General features: G+C 41.0%; 19 protein-coding genes. 11 read left to right on the plus strand and 8 right to left on the minus strand.

Translation table 11 applies throughout. From position 1 onward, the window contains the following. Positions 1-131 precede the first annotated feature (131 nt). Positions 132-2078, plus strand: coding sequence for a KUP/HAK/KT family potassium transporter (locus QZ407_RS00500; RefSeq protein WP_295767102.1), 1947 nt, complete (start codon positions 132-134; stop codon positions 2076-2078). A gap of 62 nt (positions 2079-2140) precedes the next feature. On the opposite strand, the gene QZ407_RS00505 is transcribed toward QZ407_RS00500, so the two are convergent. Further along, the gene (locus QZ407_RS00505; protein WP_295767103.1) at positions 2141-2800 is read right to left on the minus strand and encodes a phosphatase PAP2 family protein; all 660 of its coding nucleotides are present in this window, start codon (positions 2798-2800) and stop codon (positions 2141-2143) included. A gap of 77 nt (positions 2801-2877) precedes the next feature. On the opposite strand from QZ407_RS00505, the gene QZ407_RS00510 reads away from it, so the two are divergent. Further along, positions 2878-4578, plus strand: a complete 1701-nt coding sequence (locus tag QZ407_RS00510; protein WP_295767104.1) for an amino acid permease — start codon at positions 2878-2880, stop codon at positions 4576-4578. A gap of 14 nt (positions 4579-4592) precedes the next feature. Here the strand turns inward: QZ407_RS00510 and QZ407_RS00515 are convergent, their stop codons facing one another. The 4 genes from QZ407_RS00515 to QZ407_RS00530 are packed head-to-tail and all read right to left on the minus strand — an operon-like array spanning position 4593 to position 8534. Beyond that, on the minus strand, positions 4593-5678 hold the full coding sequence (locus tag QZ407_RS00515; RefSeq protein ID WP_295767105.1) for a glycosyltransferase family 9 protein: 1086 nt from the start codon (positions 5676-5678) through the stop codon (positions 4593-4595). Next, positions 5675-6241 carry an HAD family hydrolase gene (locus tag QZ407_RS00520; protein WP_295767106.1) on the minus strand — a complete coding sequence of 189 codons (567 nt, stop codon included), beginning with the start codon at positions 6239-6241 and terminating at the stop codon, positions 5675-5677. The genes QZ407_RS00515 and QZ407_RS00520 overlap by 4 nt, the downstream gene beginning before the upstream one ends. 36 nt (positions 6242-6277) lie before the next feature. Next, positions 6278-7570 (minus strand): glycosyltransferase family 1 protein, encoded by a 1293-nt coding sequence (locus QZ407_RS00525; protein WP_295767107.1) that lies wholly within the window; start codon positions 7568-7570, stop codon positions 6278-6280. A gap of 10 nt (positions 7571-7580) precedes the next feature. Continuing rightward, a complete protein-coding gene (locus QZ407_RS00530) occupies positions 7581-8534 on the minus strand; it encodes a glycosyltransferase family 4 protein (protein WP_295767108.1) in 954 nt (317 codons plus the stop codon). Positions 8535-8927: 393 nt separating this feature from the next. Here QZ407_RS00530 and QZ407_RS00535 point away from each other — a divergent pair, with 393 nt between their 5' ends. The 5 genes from QZ407_RS00535 (at position 8928) to QZ407_RS00555 (ending at position 16124) form a co-directional block, all read left to right on the plus strand. Further along, the gene (locus QZ407_RS00535; RefSeq protein WP_295767109.1) at positions 8928-10460 is read left to right on the plus strand and encodes an FAD-dependent oxidoreductase; all 1533 of its coding nucleotides are present in this window, start codon (positions 8928-8930) and stop codon (positions 10458-10460) included. Between the two features lie 294 nt (positions 10461-10754). Beyond that, complete coding sequence (locus QZ407_RS00540) at positions 10755-12254, plus strand: MFS transporter (RefSeq protein WP_295767110.1); 1500 nt, start codon at positions 10755-10757, stop codon at positions 12252-12254. 191 nt (positions 12255-12445) lie between these two features. Further along, on the plus strand, positions 12446-14164 hold the full coding sequence (locus QZ407_RS00545; RefSeq protein WP_295767111.1) for a carbamoyltransferase C-terminal domain-containing protein: 1719 nt from the start codon (positions 12446-12448) through the stop codon (positions 14162-14164). Then, on the plus strand, positions 14161-15135 hold the full coding sequence (locus tag QZ407_RS00550) for a glycosyltransferase (protein ID WP_295767112.1): 975 nt from the start codon (positions 14161-14163) through the stop codon (positions 15133-15135). The genes QZ407_RS00545 and QZ407_RS00550 overlap by 4 nt, the downstream gene beginning before the upstream one ends. Before the next feature lie 5 nt (positions 15136-15140). Then, complete coding sequence (locus tag QZ407_RS00555) at positions 15141-16124, plus strand: glycosyltransferase family 9 protein (RefSeq protein ID WP_295767113.1); 984 nt, start codon at positions 15141-15143, stop codon at positions 16122-16124. A 32-nt stretch (positions 16125-16156) separates the two neighbouring features. On the opposite strand, the gene QZ407_RS00560 is transcribed toward QZ407_RS00555, so the two are convergent. Genes QZ407_RS00560 through QZ407_RS00570 form a run of 3 tightly spaced genes read right to left on the minus strand, consistent with a single transcriptional unit; the run spans position 16157 to position 18908 of the window. After that, positions 16157-17200 (minus strand): adenylate/guanylate cyclase domain-containing protein, encoded by a 1044-nt coding sequence (locus QZ407_RS00560; RefSeq protein WP_295767114.1) that lies wholly within the window; start codon positions 17198-17200, stop codon positions 16157-16159. Further along, positions 17193-17576: a response regulator gene (locus tag QZ407_RS00565; protein ID WP_295767115.1), complete on the minus strand. Its 384-nt coding sequence runs from the start codon at positions 17574-17576 to the stop codon at positions 17193-17195. Before QZ407_RS00565 ends, QZ407_RS00560 begins: the two co-directional genes overlap by 8 nt. Before the next feature lie 24 nt (positions 17577-17600). Next, positions 17601-18908, minus strand: a complete 1308-nt coding sequence (locus tag QZ407_RS00570) for an ATP-binding protein (RefSeq protein WP_295767116.1) — start codon at positions 18906-18908, stop codon at positions 17601-17603. A gap of 145 nt (positions 18909-19053) precedes the next feature. On the opposite strand from QZ407_RS00570, the gene QZ407_RS00575 reads away from it, so the two are divergent. The 4 genes from QZ407_RS00575 to QZ407_RS00590 all read left to right on the plus strand — a co-directional run bounded on the left by QZ407_RS00575 (position 19054) and on the right by QZ407_RS00590 (position 22496). Further along, positions 19054-19614, plus strand: coding sequence for an HD domain-containing protein (locus QZ407_RS00575; protein ID WP_295767117.1), 561 nt, complete (start codon positions 19054-19056; stop codon positions 19612-19614). Continuing rightward, on the plus strand, positions 19604-20473 hold the full coding sequence (locus tag QZ407_RS00580; RefSeq protein WP_295767118.1) for a YitT family protein: 870 nt from the start codon (positions 19604-19606) through the stop codon (positions 20471-20473). The genes QZ407_RS00575 and QZ407_RS00580 overlap by 11 nt, the downstream gene beginning before the upstream one ends. 111 nt (positions 20474-20584) lie before the next feature. After that, on the plus strand, positions 20585-22138 hold the full coding sequence (locus QZ407_RS00585) for a PAS domain-containing protein (protein WP_295767119.1): 1554 nt from the start codon (positions 20585-20587) through the stop codon (positions 22136-22138). After that, the gene (locus QZ407_RS00590) at positions 22116-22496 is read left to right on the plus strand and encodes a response regulator (RefSeq protein WP_295767120.1); all 381 of its coding nucleotides are present in this window, start codon (positions 22116-22118) and stop codon (positions 22494-22496) included. Before QZ407_RS00585 ends, QZ407_RS00590 begins: the two co-directional genes overlap by 23 nt. The last annotated feature ends 33 nt before the right edge of the window (positions 22497-22529 follow it).

Below are 22529 nucleotides of genomic sequence, written 5' to 3' on the forward strand. Positions count from 1 at the left end.
ATAATTTTAACAATTTTTAACAAAATTGAATTATAGGGGTTTGGTAATATAATTACTTGTTTATACAGGCATTCAAATGGTTAAGTGTAGAATGACCGTTTTCTTTTTTCAGTAAAATTTATACTTTAAAAGTGTCATCACATCATAAAGATCTGCAAAAGCTCACAGCTGCTGGGCTGCTTATCAGTTTAGGTATTATATACGGCGATATTGGTACCTCTCCACTTTACGTATTCAAGGCCATTGTAGGTGGCCACCGCATTTCAGAAGCACTTGTTCTTGGAGGTGTTTCGTGTATTTTTTGGACGCTTACGCTGCAAACAACCATTAAATACGTGGTTATAACGCTGCAGGCCGATAACAAAGGGGAGGGTGGAATATTTTCACTCTTTTCGCTTGTAAGGCGCAGGGCTAAATGGCTCATTGTTCCCGCAGTGTTAGGGGGCTGTGCGCTACTTGCTGATGGTATAATCACACCACCAATTACCATATCATCAGCCATTGAGGGTTTGCACACCGTTTATCCAAATTTGCCAACAATGAGCGTTGTTATAGCAATTATAGCCGGCTTGTTTTTCATACAGCAATTTGGTACATCACTGGTAGGTAAAGCTTTCGGTCCTATCATGTTTTTGTGGTTTACCATGATGGGCGTATTAGGTATAATTTATATAACGCAAATGCCTTGGGTTTTCAAAGCACTTAATCCATACTATGCGTATCATTTGCTAAGCACAGATCCCGCGGCGTTTACCATTTTGGGGGCAGTATTTTTGTGTACAACAGGTGCAGAGGCGTTATATTCTGATCTTGGACATTGTGGGCGCTCAAACATCCGCATAAGCTGGATTTATGTGAAAGCCTGCTTGATACTGAATTACCTGGGTCAGGCAGTTTGGCTAATGCAGCACGACGGCCAAATACTGGATCTGAACAAGCTCAATCCGTTTTATCAAATAATGCCGCAGCAGTTCTTGATATTTGGAATTGGTATAGCTACAGTTGCTGCAATTATTGCCAGCCAGGCACTCATATCAGGCTCATACACACTCATATCTGAAGCTGTAAGGCTCAATCTTTGGCCTAAAGTTAAAATTAATTACCCTTCTGAACAAAAGGGACAATTGTACGTGCCGAGCATTAACTGGATTATGTGTGCCGGTTGTATTGGCGTGGTATTGCTATTTCAACATTCGGCCGAAATGGAAGCTGCTTATGGTTTGAGCATTACGGTTGCCATGTTAATGACAACCATTTTGGTGTCAAAGTTCTTAAAGCGACGCAAGGTGCCGGGTTATTTGATTAACCTATTTTTAGCAATATATTTACTGGTAGAGGGTATATTTTTATACGGAAACCTGCGTAAGTTTGTTGATGGCGGCTGGTTTACATTAAGCATTGGCTTAATATTGTTTGGCGTAATGTGGAGCTGGCATACAGCAAGGCGCATACGCAACCGCTATGTTAAATTTGTTGAAATTGAAGACTATTACGACATTCTTAAAGAATTGAGTGACGATGATACAGTACCTAAATATTCATCGCAGCTAGTTTACTTAACCAGTGCAAACTTCAATTCTGAAGTTGAATCAAAGATTATATACTCTATACTTCAAAAGCAACCAAAAAGGGCAGATGTTTACTGGTTAGTACACGTTGACGTAATGGACGAACCATATACCCGTGATTATGAGGTAGACTTTTTAGTGCCTAACAAGTTAATAAGAATTGACTTTAAACTTGGTTTTAGGGTAGAACAGCAGATAAACCTACTCTTCCGCAAGGTGGTGGAAGATTTGGTTAAAAAGGGCGAAGTGGATATTACCAGCCGTTACAAATCACTTAATAAAAGAAAAATTGTAGGCGACTTCCGTTTTGTGGTAATTGAGAAGGTACTGTCACGTTCTCATAGTTTATCGTTTTACGAACGGGTTATTATGGCGGTGTACGCGCAACTAAAAAAAGTAAGTATATCTGAAGAGCGCGGTTTTGGTTTAGATTTAAGCTTCGTTACACTTGAAAAGGTGCCACTTATGCTTACCGATCCGGAGACGGTTGTTATCAATCGCGTTAGTTAAGCGGTTTTTTACATAATATGAAAGGCTGCTGTGCTTATGCATGGCAGCCTTTTTTGTGTGTATTACTTACGCTTGAGTAAGCCTTTGCTCATGGCTTGTGAATGCATAAACGGGCGATTATCCATAAAAGTGATCCAGATGATTGTTGATATGGTACCTACAATTGAGCCTGCCGTAACGTCTTCAAAAAAGTGCTGGCTTAAGTACATGCGTGAATATGCGACGGCAATAGCCATTAGTAAAAATATAAAGCCCCAGCGCTTATTAACAGCGAAATAGGAAAGCACCACTGCCGCCGAAAATGCCGTAACGGTATGGCCCGATGGAAAGCTGTTACTGTGCAATAGAGATATCCCTTTAACAAAATGTATATCGGCAAGCTCCTTTTCAAAGTAAACAACGGGGCGGGGGGCTTGTACTATGTGCTTTATAACTTGTACTGTAATACCGCTTACCGCAAAGCTGGTTATAAGCAACAGCGTTTTACGGTAGCTAAAAAGAAGCATTATAAGCGTTAGCGTTACTACCATGTACCCTTCGCCAAAATCAGTAACGTACGGAAACAGCCAGTCACCCCAATTGCTGTGGCGCGTGTTAACGGCAAAGTAAATAGCCTCACGGGTATAAGAAAGTTTAATAATGAGGCAAGCAATAAGGATGATAAGGTATGGTAAAAAGAACAATCTTATCTGTCGTAAAACGTCGGTAATGCGGGTGTTCATGGCACAAATTAAATACAATATCTGTATTAACGTTAAAAAATGGTTATGTTTGATACTGCTAACGTTTAAACATTCCAATGTCGAAAAGTATATTTCGAAAAAAATCCCTTGACAGAATTCTGGCCGACGTGCAGAGCGGTTTTAGTGACAGTGAACATACCGGCGGAACCCACCTTAAAAAAGAACTTCGTACTAAAGATTTAACCCTCATGGGTATAGCCGCAGTTGTTGGCGCAGGAATTTTCTCAACAATTGGCGAAGCATCATTTCATGGCGGACCCGGAGTGGCTATACTTTTTGTACTTACTGCTATAACCTGTGGCTTTTCGGCAATGTGTTACGCTGAGTTCGCCTCACGTATACCAGTTGCGGGGAGTGCCTACACATATGCCTACGCCTCGTTTGGTGAGCTTATTGCCTGGATAATTGGTTGGGATTTACTTATGGAATATGCCATTGGAAACATTGCAGTGGCTATATCGTGGAGTGGTTATTTTGTAAACCTGCTGGAAGGCTTTAATATCCATATGCCTGAATATTTAACAATGGATTACTTTTCGGCTTTTAAGGCGCACGAAAAGCTTGCAGAGCTTACCGCCGGGGGCAAGGTAGCCGAGCTAACCGATCAAATTAAAACCGGTGCATTGGCTTGGGCAAGTGCACCATCAATTGGTGGCATAAAGCTTATTGCCAATATTCCTGCTTTAATTATTGTAGTGCTCATAACGTACTTGGTTTACATTGGTATACGCGAAACAAAGAAGGTTACCAATGCCATGGTGCTTTTAAAAATAGGGGTTGTACTGGCCGTAATAGTTTTAGGCTTTTTTTATATAACTCCCGAAAACTGGCACCCGTTTATGCCTAACGGCTTTAAAGGAGTAATGAAAGGTGTTTCAGGCGTGTTTTTTGCCTACATAGGTTTTGATGCCATATCAACCACAGCCGAAGAGTGTAAAGATCCTCAGCGCGACCTGCCTAAGGGTATGATTTATTCGCTGATTATTTGTACAATACTTTACGTTCTCATTGCGCTGGTATTAACGGGTATGGTAAGCTATAAAGACTTACAGGTAGGTGATCCGCTTGCATTTGTGTTTGCCAAAGTTGGCCTTAACAAAATAAGCTATGTAATATCAGTAAGTGCGGTTATTGCTACTGCAAGCGTGTTGCTGATATTTCAAATGGGGCAGCCACGTATTTGGATGAGCATGAGCCGCGATGGTTTGCTGCCTAAAGCTTTTTCACGCATTCATCCAATTTATCAAACGCCATCTTTTGCCACTATTATTACTGGTATTGTTGTGGCTGTACCGGCGTTATTTATGAACCTTACGGAGGTTACCGATTTAACAAGCATTGGTACTTTGTTTGCATTTGTATTGGTTTGCGGAGGTGTGCTGTTACTGCCAAAAAACGAGGCCGGTGCAGGTAAATTCAGAATACCGTACATTAACGCAAAGTGGATTGTACCTGTTCTGTTTGTTGCCGGTATTGCATTCTTTTGGGAACCTATGCTTGGAGTATTTAAGGTTGAGAACAGTCACGAGCAATTTCCATTCGCGCTGTTCATCATTTTATCTGCTACTTTAACCGTGCTTGCATTTGTTAAAAACTTGTCGCTTATACCTGTGCTTGGTTTGTTAAGCTGCTTTTACCTCATGACTGAGTTGGGTTACACCAACTGGTTACGCTTTTTAGTGTGGTTGATAATAGGTTTGGTTATTTATTTCAGCTACAGCTACAAAAACAGCCGTTTAGGTAAAGAGCTTAACTAAGCAGCGCTATAAGTTTACAGCGAAGCATTTTCTACTTGTTTCGGAAGTAATTGTTGGGCTGCTTCAATAATTTGCGCAGGTGAAGGTAATGGAACCGGCTGGCTGTAAAGCTTCCGATCTAAAAATCTGATTACCTCGTTTTTGCTCTTAAGGTGTTGAGGAACGCTGAATTCTAAAATAGCCGCAGGTGTATTCCATGGAGTATGCTGTGGGTTAGTTTGTGCGTATAACACTATAGTAGGCGTTTTAAATGCGGCTGCAATATGTATGGTGCCTGTATTTACAGATAGTAAGAGGGGCGCATGTTCAACAAGGCATATGAACTCATTTAGCGGCAATAAACCAGCTACAGAAAATGAACCTGCCCCAATTAACTTTTGGAGGTCATCGGTCATCGCTTTTTCTGACGATGCACCCGTAAGTAAAACCTGATATCCTGATTCTACCAATTCTTTGCCAACCAACGCCCACTCATGCAGAGGATATTGACGTTTAAGCTCGCTAACGCCGGAATGCAGTATTACCCACGGCTTTTTAAGTTCGATGTAATAGGCTTGCAGCTTTTGATTGAGATCAGAAAAACTGTAATTGCTTAGTAGCCTTAAGTCATTGTTGTTTGTGTAAGCACCAACATGCGCAACCAAATCCAAATCGCGTTGAACCTGGTGCTTAATACCCTCATAAGGCTCTTTATCGGGTACCCAGCAATTAATTAATTGATAGGGGTTTTCGCGGCAATAGGCAAGTATTTGAGGTATGCCAGCCAAATAAGCCAACATAGCTGTTGGTAGCGGATTTTGACTTAATACGGTAAAAATTACGGCAGCACCAAAATTACCTTGTTTAATTGTTGCTACTACCTCATTAAGCATTCCGGGCTTTGGAGTATCAGCTGTTTTTACCCAAGGAAGATCAAAAATTATGGAATCGTCAACTTCGGGCATATGGGCAATTATGTTCTTCGCCATGCCCGAAGTTAACACGGTGATATGTGCGTTAAATGTTTCCTTAAGTGCCCGTATGGCAGGTCCGCTCATAATAAGATCACCCATGTTGTCGGGGCGAATCACCAGTATTTTCTTACAGCTTTGCCACTTCATGCAAATTGAGTAGTAAGTATATCACTTGCAGCCTGATTTATTGAACTGCATACGTAGCCTGGTGACCTCATTGGCCCTGCCAGCCATTCAGTTTCATTACCATTGTTAATTAAAATCGTTCTGCAGCCTGCTCTGTTTCCCGCTTCAACATCGTTTAGTATGTCGCCAATCATCCATGATTCTGTTAAATCAATTTTCAATTCACCTGCAGCTTTAATTAAAAGACCTGGCTCAGGTTTGCGGCAAGTGCACGCTGTTACAAATGCTGAATTTGCCTCGCTTACCGCCTCATGAGGGCAATAGTAAAAGCCGGATAAAGCCAAGCTAAACGGTTGAAGCAGTTCTTGTAAACGCGAATAAACACCATTTAATTCTGCTTCGGCAAATAATCCACGCGCCACACCCGATTGATTGGAAATTATTACAAATAAGTATCCCTCATCCCTTAAACGCTGCAAACCTTCAATGGTATCATCACTTATGGTGATCAGGCTGGGGTTAACGTTGTAAGGAATATCGGGTATCAATGTGCCGTCTTTATCTAAAAAAATGGCTTTATTCATGATGGTGTTAAGCGTAAGTTTTGAATAGTACGTTCACTAAGCTGCTGCCTGGCTTTTGCTTTGAGGTACGGCAATGTGGCGGCGTAAAATAGCAGGCTGTAACTTTTTGTATAAGCTGTTAATTTGCTTGGCAACCTCCTCCCAGGTAAACAAGTCATTTACCCGTTGCACTGCTTTAGCACCTGCGTTGTAAAGAAGTGATTCATCATTTAATACCTCTGTAAGTTTTGATGCCAATGCTTGCGGATTATGCGGAGGTACCAACCATCCGGTTTCTCCATCGGCTACGCTATATTTGATGCCACCTACATCCGAACCAATTACCGGAGTGCCGCAGGCCATTGATTCCAGTGGAGTAATACCGAACGGTTCATACCATGGCGTTGTAATAAACACATCTGCAGCGGCGTAATAATATTTCAACTGATCGCGATTTTTACGCCCGGTAAAAATTACCGAATCTTCTAAATTCAAATCGCGAACTATGTTCATCAAACGCGCATACTCCGGGCTTTCACTTTCAGTAAGCTGATCAGATTCGCCACCAACTATTACCAGTTTAACCGGTTTTGAGGCATTCTTTAACTTTGATAGAGCCTGTATAACGTTATCAACGCCTTTACGTGGAACCATACGTCCCAACTGTAAAATAATATGTTCATTTTGTGGAAGACCAGTAATCTTGCGTGCACATTCCTTATCGATTTGATAAAACTCCTGTGAGCTAAAACCGCACGGAACTATGCTCATTTTATTGGCGGGTGCGTTGTAGTATTGCATCAGGTCATCCATATCCTGCGGACATTCGGCAATAATATGATCGGCTTCCAAAACTGCCTGTTCTTCAATTAATAAGCGCTCCTCAGGAAACTTATCCTTTTCGGCCTGATGAATTTTACGTACATGGCCTAATGCGTGGAACGTAACAACAAAAGGTATATCCAATTCTTTTTTTATACCTATGGCCACCAAAGCCGACATAAAGAAATTGGCATGTACCAGCGAATAATGTAATTGTTGATTGATGATGAAGGCAATCATATTGTCCTTAAACTCATCCATGTATTGCAAAATTTCTTCTTTTGCAATAACCGTTGCAGGGCCCGCCGTAACATGAATTACCCTAACCCCGCGCACCCAGTTAACAACTTCGGGAGTTGTATTGCTTTCCTGGCGCGTATAAATATCAACAAGGTAACCTTGCGCTGCCAAATGCTTTGCAAGCTGGGCAACATAAACATTCTGACCGCCTGTATCAACACCTCCAAGGCTTGCTAACGGAGAAGCGTGTTCGCTGATAAAGGCAATTTTTTTGTGCTGTAATTTCATAAGCAATTAATTATGCCGATAAAACATTCTTGTTTTTTTGAGTCACTTCGGCAAATAATTGTTCCCAGTCATTGGTAAACCTTTCAATGTTGAAGCGCTTCAATGCTACTTCACGTCCGTTGTTTCCAATTTCACGGGCAAGTTCAGGATCGGCAATTAACAAATTCATTTTATCGATCAGGTAGTTTATATCTGTATGTATAAATCCCGAAAAGCCGTTATCAATTACGGCCGATAGTTCAGTAGTGGCTAATCCAACTACGGGTATTCCCATCATCATGGCTTCGCAAATAGCCAGGCCAAGGCTTGTGTAGCGTATAGGGTTGAAGAAAAAGCGGTACCTGCTTTGAAATTCAGGTAACTCAGGGTGTAAGACTTCTCCCAGGCCAAGGTCTCCGGTATTCATTCCCACCAAATCAAGCGGAACGTATTCCCGTGCTTCCATAAAAACATCAAGGCCTAACAGGCGGCCACGGCTTGGTAAATTATTAATAACTACTATGCCGCGGGCAATATCACCTTTGTAGCTTATAGGTGATGTTGTTACGCCATGTTCTATTACGCGCGTAGGAGTTTGGTTACTTTCCCACATTAAACGGTTAAAATGCGTAACGTGCACAAGAGTAACATCAGTGGTATCTAAAATATGCTTAGTATCAGTAGGATGCTGGCGAGGTGGATCATGTTCTATGTATATTTTGGGTAGCTCGCGCTGTTCGGCACTTAAAATTTCGTACTGATCTTTTAAGTAATTCTGATTGGTTTGAAATAGTATACAGTCAAATTCATAATTCTTTACTTCATTGGCCGGAATTTCAATGACATTATCGCCAAATGGAAATGTTTCACCTCGCCCGTAATATCCTTCAGTTTTTTCGGGCTTGGTAGGTATGTAAATGGTATAATTTCCCTGCGACAGATAAAACAAATAGCTGCCATGAATATGCCAGGTAAAAATTTTCATAGGTGTTGTTATTAGTGATGCTTGCTTAAGTTGCTTCTCAATAATGACACCGTTTTTGACTTTTAGTTTTAAAATATTGTTTATAATTAAAATTGTAAGCTTTAAATTATGATTGTGATAAATACTGAACTAATAACAGCCTGATATTTATTAAAAATTAAAAAATTAGAAAATTTTAAGAAATGCTTTGGCACGCCACACGCTATGGTAATAATTAATTATGTATAGAGAAGTGAACCTTGTTGTTCAGTAAACGTTTCAACTTAAAGATTGAAGGATTACGGATTTAAGTTTCATGGATAAGCTATTTAATTATTAATGCAATGAATTATTTATAAGTTATTTTTTAAAAACACATGTTGTAAAAATGTTGTAGTAGATAAAAATGCTTCTATGAATAACATCATTTCAAATCTTAACCGTGATGGCAGCCTGGCCAGCCCATGGCAGCAATCCAACATGTTACACGTTAATACTAACAGTGATTTAAGTGAACTTTTTGACTGCCTTGTGGTTGGAGCGGGCATAACCGGCTTAACTGCCGCCTTGCAACTTCAAAAAGCCGGAAAAAAGGTTGTAGTTGCCGAAGCTTATACTATTGGTTATGGTACCACAGGTGGTACTAGTTCGCACATTAATACTTTTGCAGATACTACTTACACAGAAGCTGAAAGCGCTTTTGGAGAAGAAGGCGCTATACTGTTTGCTCAGGCTGTAAAGGGAGGATTAAATATAATCAAACAAAATGTTGAGCAATACAATATCGATTGTGATTTGAGTTTTAAGCCCGGCTATCTTTACGCTGAAGATGACAAGCAAGCCAAAGAATTAGATGACATTTATAAGGGCGCTAAAAAGGTTGGAGTTGACGTTGACTATGTTGAATATGTACCTGTAAACGTTCCTTACCAAAAAGCGCTTGTGTTTACGGGGCAGGCACAGTTTCATCCAATTAAATACTTAAACAGCCTTGCCAATGAATTTACGAAAGCTGGCGGTTTGCTTTTGCAAAATAGCAGGGTAGAAGAAGTTGAAACAAGCACCGATATACATGTTGCCAAAATTGGTGGTGCGGGCGTAAAGGCAAAAACTGTTATTTACGCAACACATATGCCGCCGGGCATCAATAACCTAAACATGCGTTGCGCTCCCTATCGCAGTTATGTGCTGGGCGTTAAACTTATAGGCGACAATTATCCTGATGCCTTAGTTTACGATTTGCAGGAGCCTTATCATTACCTAAGAACACATGTTATTGACGGCGAAAAGTATTTGCTGGTAGGTGGAAACGATCATAAAACCGGACATGATGACGAGGAAGCCGCTTTTAGCGATTTGGAGCAATACACACGTCAGTATTATGATGTGGAAGCGGTAGTGTATAAGTGGTCTTCGCAATATTATGTGCCTGCAGATGGTTTGCCTTACGTTGGCCAAATGCCCGACCGTGCTGATGGTATTTACGCCGCCACTGGTTTCAATGGTAACGGAATGATGCTGGGAAGTATCTCAGGCGCAATACTGGCCGACTTGGTAATGGGCAAAAAAAACGCCTTGGCAGATTTGTTTAGCATTAAAAGATTTAAGCCAGTTGATGGCTTCACCGAATTTGTAAAAGAGAATGCCGACGTGGCCTGGCATTTTATAGCCGACCGTTTTAAGGCCGAAGATTTACAACAGCTAAATGAAATTACGGCCGGCATGGGTAAGCTTGTTAAAATAGACGGTAAAAAAGTGGCTGCCTATCGTGATCATGATGGTGCTTTGCACACGCTCAGTTCTGTATGTCCCCATATGGGATGTACCGTGAAATGGAACGCCAGCGAAACAAGTTGGGATTGTCCTTGTCACGGAGCGCGTTATGATGTAGACGGTAATGTTGTAACCGGACCGGCAATGCACCATCTCGAAAAAATAAATATTTAAAGTACCCCATTATATAAGGCGCTTCCCCAAACCGGGGAAGCGCTTCTTTGTAAATTATTCCTCATTTTGTTGATTTTTTAGCTCTTGCAAGAGCATCTTGATGCATTTATTAACGCTGGATTTAATGTTTAACCGAAAGTTAAGTTCGTTTATGCGTTACAGTTGTAATTTTAATTGACGCAAGATACTATGGCGTTGAATTTGTAGTTATTTTTGCATGGGTTAATAGCCCATCCCTAATTAAACTATTTATTAAATGCAAAACGGGCACCCGTGTGGCGGGTGCTGTATGGTATGAACATTCGTCCAACAGAAAAAATTACAACAAGCCAGTTGAATAGTGGCTTGAACTTGGTTATTGCCGATGGCCTATCTGCCGAAGCAATGGTTGTTTTTACAAGCGGAACTTTTTTGACTGCAATGGCAATTAACATGGGGGCCACCAACTTTCAGTTAGGTGTATTGGCCGCATTGCCTACCTTTACAACCATCTTCCAGCTTGCGGCAATTTGGCTGGTGCGCCGCTTTAATAACCGCAAGGTTATAACCACTATTTTTAATTTTTTAGCCCGATTACCTTTGCTGGCTATTGGCGTTATACCGTTTGTATTTACATCGGGTACCAGTGTGCAAGTGTTGATTATGCTACTGTTCTTTCAGCATATATTTGGCGATATAGGCGGAGCAGCATGGAATTCATGGATGAAAGATCTCATTCCGGGCGAGCGTTTAGGATCGTTTTTTTCGCACCGTAGCAGGATGGCTCAAACTTTAAACGTTACGTTAAGTTTGGCTACGGCAGTGGGTATTGATTACGTTAAAACTCATTATCCGCACTATGAAATTCTTACCTATAACCTGCTGTTTATGCTGGGAGGGATATTAGGTATGGTAAGCGTTGGCCTACTGCTGCGCACACCAGAGCCAAAGGCTGAGGTTATTGACGATAAGCTTTTTACTTTATTTACCAAGCCTCTTAAAAACCGCAACTTTAGAAACTTATTGTTATTTAATTCATTTTGGGCATTTGCGCTTAATTTGGCTACGCCATTTTTCGCAGTTTATATGATGAAAACGCTGGGGTTGCCCGTTGCATACATCATAGCATTAGGCATAGCAGGTCAGTTAAGCAGTATAATATCAATAAAGCTTTGGGGTAAATATTCTGACAAGTTCAGCAATAAAAATATCATTAGTATTTGTGCTCCTGTGTACATAGGTTGTATAATAGCCTACGCATTTGCAGGCGTAAACAGCAACACGGAAACAACGTTGACTTTGTTAGGCGTAATACACGTTTTGAGCGGTGTAGCTACAGCTGGTATTAACTTAGCCTTGTCAAATATTGGTATTAAGCTGGCTCCGCGTAATGAAGCAATCGCTTATATATCGACAAAAAATATGCTGGTTGCTATATCATCTACCATTGCGCCTATGCTGGGTGGTTTGTTTGCTGATTTTTTTGCAGTACATCAACTCAATTGGACCATACAGTGGAATAGCGCGGGCAACATTTCAAATATTCAGTTACTTGCTTTGCACGGTTGGAACTACTTCTTTGTTATAGGCGGAGTATTGGCTTTGTTATCCTTACGCTTGCTTAACAAGGTGAACGAGCACGGCGAAATACGTCGTCATCGTTTGGTGATACACATGCGCACACAATTGCGCCGTAAGTTGCGGGCTAATTTAGGCCGAAGGGTAACCGATGGATTGTACCTCCCTTCAACAATACTGCGCAAAAATATAGTGAAGATTTTTGGAACCGAATCTGTATACAATAAGGCCGCCTAGGTAACAAAAAGTAACTTTCTAATAAGTCAAGTTCAACCGGCTAGCTGTTTTACCAAAAACGTAATTTTTACCTTTATTTAAGTAAATAAATTTTAATAATCAAATAATTTACCTAAAAGTAAACAACAGGTAGTGTGATTTGTAGTAAGGTGTAACAAACCCAAAAATTATAACAGTTATACCTTACTCCAATGTATGTACTAGGCATTAACGCCGTATTCCACGACTCGGCAGCGTGTATTATTAAAGATGGTGTTTTACTTGCTGCTACCGAAGAAGAACGCTTCACACACTTCAAACACGGCAAAAGGCCTGTTCCTTTTTCAACTTGGGAACTACCGTTTCATGCCATTGATTACTGCCTTAAAATAGCAGGCATTCACATAAATGACGTTGACCATATAGCTTATTCATTTGATCCGTATTTACTTATTGGTGAGAAATATAAGGGTAAATCTACCATACAAATACCTTTTGAAGAAGGAAGTTCACATTTAAATCAGGACTTTATAAACGTATGGGATCCACTGTTCCTGTCATCAATTATTAATGCTCCGGGGCAGTTGCGTGATGGTTATCCGCACCACCTTCAAAAGCGGTTTATAGGTTGTAATATTCAGAGCGAAAAATGGCACTTTGTTGAGCACCACATATCACATGCGGCTAGTGCATTCCATTGTTCGCCGTTTAAAACCGCAGCTGTAATGACGGTTGATGGTCGTGGCGAGCAGGCAACAACTACTTACAGCGTTGGTAATGGTAATCAGCTCAACAGAATTGGGCAGGTAAATATGCCGCATTCTTTAGGTTTACTGTACGAAGACGTAACTACTTACCTGGGCTTTTTGCATTCATCAGATGAATACAAGGTGATGGCACTGGCATCTTACGGTAAACCTGAATTTGTAAATGATTTTCGTGAAATTGTACAGTTAGGCGCAAACGGACAGTATACCATTAATGACCAGCGACTTGAAGAACGTTTTGGTCCGAAACGTTTACGCCATGAAGAGTTCACTGCTCACCATTTCAATATTGCACATTCACTACAGCTTGTTTTAGAAGAAAGCATGCTAGAGCTAACGAGCTGGTTACAAAAAGAAACGGGCGAAGAAAACCTGTGCCTGGCGGGTGGTGTTGCGTTGAATTGCGTAGCAAACGCACGTATACGTGATAAGGGTGCATTTAAGAATATTTGGGTACAGCCAGCATCAGGCGATGATGGTACAGCGCTTGGAGCCGCCCTTTGGGTAGATGCCAAAGAGCGTAAAACTGATGAACGCAAGTTCGAAATGACCCACTGTTACTGGGGGCCGGAATACACCGATGAGGAGATTGAAAAATCAATGAAGTTATGGAAAGTGCCTTATCGTAAGCTGGAGAACATTGCTGAAGAAACGGCCGACATACTTGCTCAAAATAAAATTATAGGTTGGTACCAGGGCCGTATGGAGTTTGGTCCGCGTGCGTTGGGCAGCCGGTCAATATTGGCATCGCCTATAACAGCCGAAATGCAGGCGAGGTTAAATGAAGTAAAAGACCGTGAAGATTTCAGACCAGTTGCACCTGTTGTTTTAGAAGAGGAAGCTGCTAACTGGTTTGAAAACGGCAGATACTCACCTTTTATGTTGTTTGTTTATGATGTAAAGGCCGACAAGATTGATAAAATTCCTGCCGTAACGCATACAGATGGTACCGCACGTATACAAACCATTAACGAGCATCAGCATAAAAATTATTATGATTTATTGAAGGCATTTCAGCGTAAAACCGGTGTGCCTGTGTTAGTCAATACCTCGTTTAATACATTAGGAAAACCTATTGTATGTACCCCGCGCGATGCCATTGAATGTTTTTGGACTTCACCGTTCGATGCATTGGTTATCGGATCGTTTGTAATTGAAAAATGAGTGTTATTGCATCAGTAGTAATACCAACTTATAAACGCCCGCATTTACTACGAAAGTGTCTTGAAGCCCTATTGCAGCAGCAGTTTGATAAAGCTGCTTACGAAATAATTGTGGTAAGTGACGGGCCCGACAGCGATACGCTTAAAGAGGTGGAGCGTTTTAGCGGTTACGACAAGCCGGCTGTGCGCTACATAGCTTTACCTGGTAAAAAGGGGCCGGCTGCTGCACGTAATCTAGGTTGGAAAAGTGCGCAGGGAAGCGTTATTGCCTTCACCGATGATGATTGCATACCGCAAAAAAGCTGGCTGCAAAGCATGGTAAATAATTGTGCTCCGGGTCAGGAAATTGCATTAACCGGCAAAGTAATAGTACCGCTTAATGATGAACGCCCAACTGATTACGAGCTCAACACGGCCAATTTGCAAACGGCTGATTTTATAACTGCTAATTGTGCTTGTACAAAATTGGCTCTTGAAAAGGCCGGCGGCTTTGATGAACAGTTTAGTATGGCCTGGCGGGAAGACAGTGACTTGCACTTCAAGCTTCTTAACAACGGAACGCCGATAAAAAAAGTTGGTAATGCCGTAGTGGTGCATCCGGTAAGGAGTGCAAAGTGGGGGGTAAGTATAAAGGAGCAAAAGAAAACTATGTTTGATGCATTGCTGTACAAAAAGCACCCTAAGCTATTTAAAAAGAAAATTCGTGGTGTGTCCCCTTACTTATATTACGCTATTTTAATTGCGTTTGTGTTGCTTGTTGCAGGTTTGCTTTCAAGAAACGAAAACCTTTTAGTAACGGGGCTGGTTGGTTGGGTAACGTTTACCATTTACTTTATATATAAACGTTTAAGCGCTACCAGTTTAACTTCCAGCCACATTGTTGAAATGGTAGTTACCTCGCTTTTTATACCTTTTTTGTCGGTTTATTGGCAGTGGTACGGTGCCCTTAAATACCGTGTGTTATTTATCTGAGATCAATGAAATTACCTGTTAACGAAATAAAAAGCATAGCTATTTTCAGAGCCTTACAGCTGGGAGATATGCTGTGTATAATTCCGGCCGTTAGGGCCTTGCGCAATGCATACCCGCAGGCGTCTATTACGCTTTTAGGTTTGCCCTGGGGTAAATCCTTTACCGAAAGGTTTGATCATTATTTTGACGATTTTATCCATTTTCCAGGTTATCCAGGTTTGCCCGAGCAGCCGTTTGATGCGAGAGATTTTCCTCCATTTTTGCAGGAAGTACAAAGCAGGAACTTTGATTTGGTAATACAAATGCAGGGTAATGGATCGGTAATAAACCCAATGATGGAACTCTTTGGTGCAAGGCATACCGCGGGTTACACCATAGAGGGGCATTACGCGCCAAACAACGGTTTGTTTATGACCTACCCTGATTTTGGTCATGAAATTGAGCGCCATATACGGCTAATGGAATTTTTAGGCATTGAACCGCAAGGTAAGGAGCTGGAATTTCCGCTTAACGAGAATGATGAGCAGGCATTAGAAAACCTCAAGCTGAATATTGAACCGGGAGATTATGTATGTGTACATCCAGGATCGCGCGGAGCGTGGAGACAGTGGCCGGTTCAATACTTTGCAGCCCTGGCAGATCATTGCGCCGAGCAGGGCTATAAAGTTGTAATTACAGGCACCAAAGAAGAAGCCACTATAATTGACGATGTGATATCGCACATGCGCCATGATTGTATTAATACGGCAGGGCAAACCAGTATGGGTGCTGTAGGAGTTTTAATAAGAGATGCTGCTTTACTTATTTCCAATTGTACAGGAGTATCGCATATGTCGTCGGCTTTTAAAACACCAAGTATTGTAATAAGTATGGATGGTGAGCCATATAGGTGGGGGCCGCTTGATACTCGTATTCACCGTACGATAGACTGGCTACAATCTCCTGACTTTCATGCCGTATTTCGCGAAACGGTAGAAATGGTTGTGTAAGAAAGCCAACAGAACAGTACCGGGCTTAATCTTTATTCTAAAACGTTATATATAGTGTATTGATTTGCCTTGTTCTTTAATGAAACTTCGCCAAGCATTTCAAATTTAAATGATTCCTTAACCTGTTCGTAAACGGATTCGGTAATTACAATTTGTCCTGCTTTGGCTACCGACTGCAGTCGTTGCGCTAAGTTCACCGAATCGCCAATTACGGTGTAATCCAAACGTTTTAACGATGCCGAACCGATATTACCTGACACCATTTCTCCGGAGTTTATACCAACTGAAATGTTAGCCTCAAAAGTTTTATCGCCAATTACTATTGGTTGAATTGAACTCATTTGTGCTTTTACGGCAAGCGCCGTATCGATTGCCCGGTCTAAATGGTAATCGCCGCGGTAAACAGCCATTACAGCATCGCCCATAAACTTGTCAACGTGGCCGCCTTGTGCAATAATTTCTTTTACAATACGGTCAAACAGGCTGTTTAAAAGTTCCACTACGGTGTTGGCCGGTACCTGTTCGGTTATTTTGGTAAAGCCGCAAACATCTAAAAACATAACCGTGCCGCTCAAAACTTCATTTTTAAGCAAGCTGTTTTCAAACTCCTTATGCGTCATAAAGTTAAGTACGTTTTCGTCAACATACATCTTTAATATGTTGTTCTCTTTTATGGCTTTTATGGTTTGCTGTAATTGCTTAACATGCTCAATGGTTTTTTGCATGGTAAGGTCAAGGTCGTCAAAATCAACCGGCTTGCAAACAAAGTCAAAAGCGCCCCGGTTCATTGCCGAGCGTATACTTTGCATATCACCATAGGCCGAAACAACTACAGCCTTAAGCATAGGGTTAGCATCAGGCAAACGGCTTAACAAAGTCAGGCCATCCATAACCGGCATATTTATGTCGCTTAGTACAATATCAATATCGGCATGTTCCTGCACACGTTCTAAGGCTTCTTCGCCGTTTTGTGCAAAAACAAACTCATAAATATTCTCTCTGATTTTCTTTCTGAATTTTTGCTTAACCAGTATCTCCAAGTCAGCTTCATCATCAACAACCAGTATTTTAGCCATTATGTAGTACCGTGTTTAGTTTCTCTTTAAGTAAGTTAAAATCGAGCGGCTTTGTCAAAAAGTCATTCGCGCCCAGCTGCAACGCATTGGCATGTGTTTCCTCATCGCCATAGGCTGTTATCATCATCACCAACGGGGGTGGGTTGTCATAATCCTTACGTATGGTACTCAGTAATTCAATACCGCTCATGCCGGGCATATTTATGTCTGATAGTATGAGCACAACCTCTGAATGTTTATCTTTTAAATAATCAAGAGCCTGTTCCCCTGAAAAAGCGAAGTCAAAATCAAACACATGATTCCGTATTTCTTTACGGAAACATTGTAAAAACAACGGCTGAACATCGACCTCATCATCAACAACCAAAATTTTCATAAATGCCCCTAAATATAGTAATAATTAAATAATTGGCAGGGTAATGATAAACACAGAGCCGTTACCTTCTTCAGACTCAATGGCGATATTGCCATTATGACCTTTTACAATAATGTCATAACTGAGCGATAAGCCAAGGCCGGTACCTTCGCCTGTTGGTTTGGTGGTAAAAAAGGGTTGCATAATTTTATCACGTATGGCTTCAGGTATACCGATGCCATTATCTTTAACAGTCAGTTCAATATTGTTATGTTGCAAGCGGGTTGATACCTCAATTTTTGGCCGGAAGGTTTGCCCGATCTCTTTTTGTTTTTGATGAACAGCATAAAACGCGTTGGTAAATAAATTTAGTAGTACACGTCCTACGTCCTGTTGAATGATATTTACCTCAGGTAATGAGTTGTCAAAATTTGTTACTAGTTCAGAGTTAAAACTTTTATCCTTTGCCCTTAAGCCATGATAGGCCAGCCGCATATACTCATCGGCCAGGTTATTGATGTTCACAGGTTCTTTTTGGCCGTTACTTGTACGGCTGTGCTGAAGCATGCCCTTTACAATACTATCGGCACGTTTGCCATGCTGAGAAATTTTTTCAAGGTTTTGCCTGATGTCGTCGGCAATATATCTAGCCTCTTCTAGGTCGCCTTTGGCTAGCTCCTGGTTCATTTCCTCCAGCAATTCGCTGCTTACTTCGGCAAAGTTGTTTACAAAGTTTAGTGGATTTTGAATTTCGTGGGCAATGCCGGCTGTAAGCTCACCAAGCGAGGCTAGTTTTTCTGACTGTATAAGCTGTTGCTGGGTGTTTTGTAAAAGCTCAATGGTTGCTTCCAATTCCTCTTTTTGGTTTTGGATTTCGGCAGTGCGTTCTGCTACCAGGCGGTCAAGTTCCTCATTTTTTGCCTTGTATAAAAGAAGTTCTTCGCGTTGTTTTTTTGATGCAGCCCAACGGCTAATAACCCAAATAAAGGCGGCTACTAACGGCAGCAAAAAGTATTGATCATACTCGTCGTAAAAGCCTGGTGCAATTATGGAAATCAGAAAAATCAATATTCCAACAGCAATAAGCGGGTAATGCGATTCAAAGTATGAGCGGAAAGATTTAAAGTCTTCCTGCTCGTTAAAATATTTGATAATGGCCCCCAAGGCAATGCTACCTATAAGTAGGTGCACCTCATCACTTAAAGGCTTTTTTAAAACAAAGTAAGCTACTGCTGCGGCACCCTGGCCTATTCCTAATACGGCTTTCCACTTGAAACTTAACGGCGTCATTTTAACTGCTCTGTTAAGCCAGTTAAACAGTAAGAAAATAGACAAGTAAGTTAAAAAGCTCATAGGCCCAGGTATGAAAATGAATGAATGATAAAGATAATTAAATAATGATACACTCAAATAGCTCATAGTGTACAGCAATGCAAACTATTTATATATTAGCGCATAAAATAAACCTATGCGAGCTGAGAAGGCAGGGCAGTGTATTATGCAAAAACTAGCGCAAGAGCTGCCGCCACATTTTACTTACCATAATGCAAACCACACGCTGGATGTGAACAACGCAGCCTTAAGCATTGGAAGGGCAGAGGGCATAAACGAAGCAGAAACTGATTTGCTTTCAGCCGCAGCCTGGTACCATGATGCCGGTTACCTTGAAAGTATTACTGACCATGAGGATGTATCATGTAAAATAACAAAACAATACTTACCTGAGTTTGGCTATCATGAAAATGAGATAGCGGTAATATGTGATATGATAAGGGCAACACGGCTTCCGCAGGCGCCGCAAAACCACTTAGAGCAAATACTGGCTGATGCTGATTTAGATTATTTGGGCCGTAAAGACTTTAGTGTAATCAGTGAAAAACTCTACATAGAACTTAAGCATTTAGGGGCTGTTGCCAGCACGGTAGACTGGGACAGAAAACAGGTAAAATTTTTGCAGGAGCATCAATATTTCACAAAAACATCAATTAATACCCGACAAGCGCAAAAAGAACTTAATTTAGCAGAAATTAAAGCTCGCTTACACCTTCATGAAAAATAGACTTCTGCCGCACTGGTTAACCGACATATTTTACACCCTACTTGGTATCCTGTTCTGTAGTTTTGCTTTAAAAAGTTTTTTGGTACCCAATAGCTTTTTTGATGGCGGTGTAACCGGCATATCACTGTTAATACACGAAACCTACCACTCAAACATTGCTTATGTAATTGTATTGGCAAACATTCCCTTTATTGTTATGGGAGCTTACCATGTTAATAAAATGTTTGCGGTTAAAACCCTTGTAGCAGTTATTTTGCTGGGCCTGGCTTTACTACTCATACCTTTCGAACCCGTAACAAGCGACAAATTACTGGTATCTATTTTTGGAGGTGTATTTATGGGTATTGGCGTGGGCTTGGCTATGCGTGGAGGTTGTGCACTTGACGGTATAGAGGTACTGGCCTTGTATACTGGTAAACGTATAAGCTTCACCATAAGCGAAATTATCCTTGGAATAAACATTGTTATATTTCTAATTGCCGGTATAAAATTAGGATTACCTACTGCACTATATTCCATACTTACCTATTACACAGCTTCGCGAACTATTACTTTTGTGATTGAAGGTTTGGAAGAGTATACTGGTGTGACCATCATATCTGCCGAAAGTGAAGCTGTTAAGAAAGAACTTGTGATGAATCTAGGCCGCGGTATAACGGTTTATAAAGGCGAACGCGGGTTTCTAAAAGACAGTTTTGATGTAAGCCATCCGGTTGATATAATTTACACCGTGGTAACCCGGCTTGAGGTAAGGCGCCTGCGTAACATTGTGCATGATCTTGACCCCAAAGCCTTCATCTTTACAGGCATTATTAAGGAAGCTTCCGGCGGTATATTAAAACGCCGTGCAAGGCACTAATAATGTACAAATTAATTTTTTTTCATTTACCTCAATTAAGTCTTTTACTTCTTCGTATGTAAAACTATTTAATAGGCGTACTGTTAAATAATTCCAGAAAATTAAGATACATTGGATAGTTTAAACAACGGAGAATTCAGCTTTTCGAACGATACAATTAAGCAAGATCTTAGTCTGCTGATAAAGGCTTTGGATGCTTCATTATCGGGTGTTATTCTTACAGATAACCAACAGCCTGATAATCCCATTATTTACTGCAACAAAGGTTTTGAGCGCATCACTGGCTACCGCCGTCAGGATATAATTGGGCATAACTGTCGTTTTTTACAAAAAGACGATCGTAATCAGCCTCAACGTCAGCAATTGAAGGATGCTATAGCTAAGGGCGAAAATATTGTTTTAGAAATTCGTAATTACAAAAAGGATGGCTCGCTGTTTTGGAACGAGCTTTACATGTCGCCTATAAAAGATGCAAAGGGAAATACCTGCTATTTCATAGGCGTACAAAATGATATAACCCGCCGTAAGAAAGCGGAGGCTGAGCTGGAGCATGAAAAAGATGTAATGGAGCAGCGTATAGAGGAGCGAACCAAAAGCCTACGTGAAAACGAAGAGTATTTGGCAAGCATTGTACAAACTGTACGCGAAAGCTTAATTGTGCTTGACCCCGATTTGAAAGTACTGAGCGTAAACAGTCATTTCTTAAAAACATTTAAAGTTTCACAAGAGGAAACTGAAGGAAAAAGTTTATATGAATTAGGTAACGGCCAATGGGATATACCTAAACTAAAAGAATTATTAGAAAAGATTCTACCAACTAATAACCCTGTTGAGGAGTTTGAAGTAGAGCATGACTTTCCGCACATAGGCCGTAAATTGATGCTGCTTAACGCTCATCGAATTGAGTTGGAAGGGCAGTACCGCGACCGCATCTTAATTGCGATAGAAGACATAACCGACCGCCGTGATATTGAGCGCCGCAAAGATGATTTTCTTTCCATTGCGAGCCATGAGCTTAAAACGCCGCTTACCACTATTAAAGGCTATGTGCAAATAATGCAAAGGCTACTGCCAAAAGATGCTTCGGAGAAATTCAAAGAAATTTTGACAAAAACCGGTGTATACGTGGAGCGATTAAATAGCTTGATAGCTGAATTGCTTGATGTATCGCGTATTCAAACCGGCAACATTGAATTGCACAAAGAGCCGTTTAATTTCGACAAAACGGTATACGAGGTTGTAGAAAATCTGCAGGCCGCTAACCAAAGTCATCAAATAATAATTAAAGGTGAAGCCACTGATAGCTTTGAGGGAGATGAATCACACATAACCCAGGTTATAAATAATTTGCTGTCAAACGCAATTAAATACTCACCTGATGCAAATAGGGTGGAGGTTTATTTGTCACGCGTTAGCAACTACTTAAAGTTTGCCGTAACCGACTATGGAATGGGCATAAGCCTTGATGAGCAAAAGAAGATATTTGAGAGATTTTACCGCGTTGGAGAAATACAACAACGCTTCCCGGGAATGGGAATTGGACTATACATCTGCGATCAGATAGTCAAAAATCATGGGGGCAGCCTGTGGGTTGAAAGCGAGCCAGGTAAAGGGTCAACCTTCAATTTCACACTTCCGTTAAATGAAAGGATCAGTTATGAGTGATAAAAAAGTACTGATCTGCGATGATGATGAAGGTATTTTAGATATGTTGGGATTGATATTGAGTGATAGTGGTTATCAAACTATACCAGTTCAAAACAGTTTGCAGATATATGAGGAGATAAAGCGTGAGAAACCAGACCTTGTGCTGCTTGATTTGTGGATGCCAGTTTTATCTGGCGATCAAGTGCTGCGTACGTTAAGAAAAAGTCCTGAAACTGAGAATTTGCGTGTAATTGTAATTTCTGCCAGCCGCGAAGGCGAGCGTATTGCTACAGAGGCCGGGGCTGATGGTTTTCTGGCAAAACCATTTGACCTGGAGCAGCTTATAAGTAGAGTAGAGCAGGTTATTGCTGCGTAATACTTGTTCATATATAAAAAAAGCTGCACATCT

Source organism: uncultured Mucilaginibacter sp., assembly GCF_913773635.1.
Lineage (GTDB): Bacteria > Bacteroidota > Bacteroidia > Sphingobacteriales > Sphingobacteriaceae > Mucilaginibacter.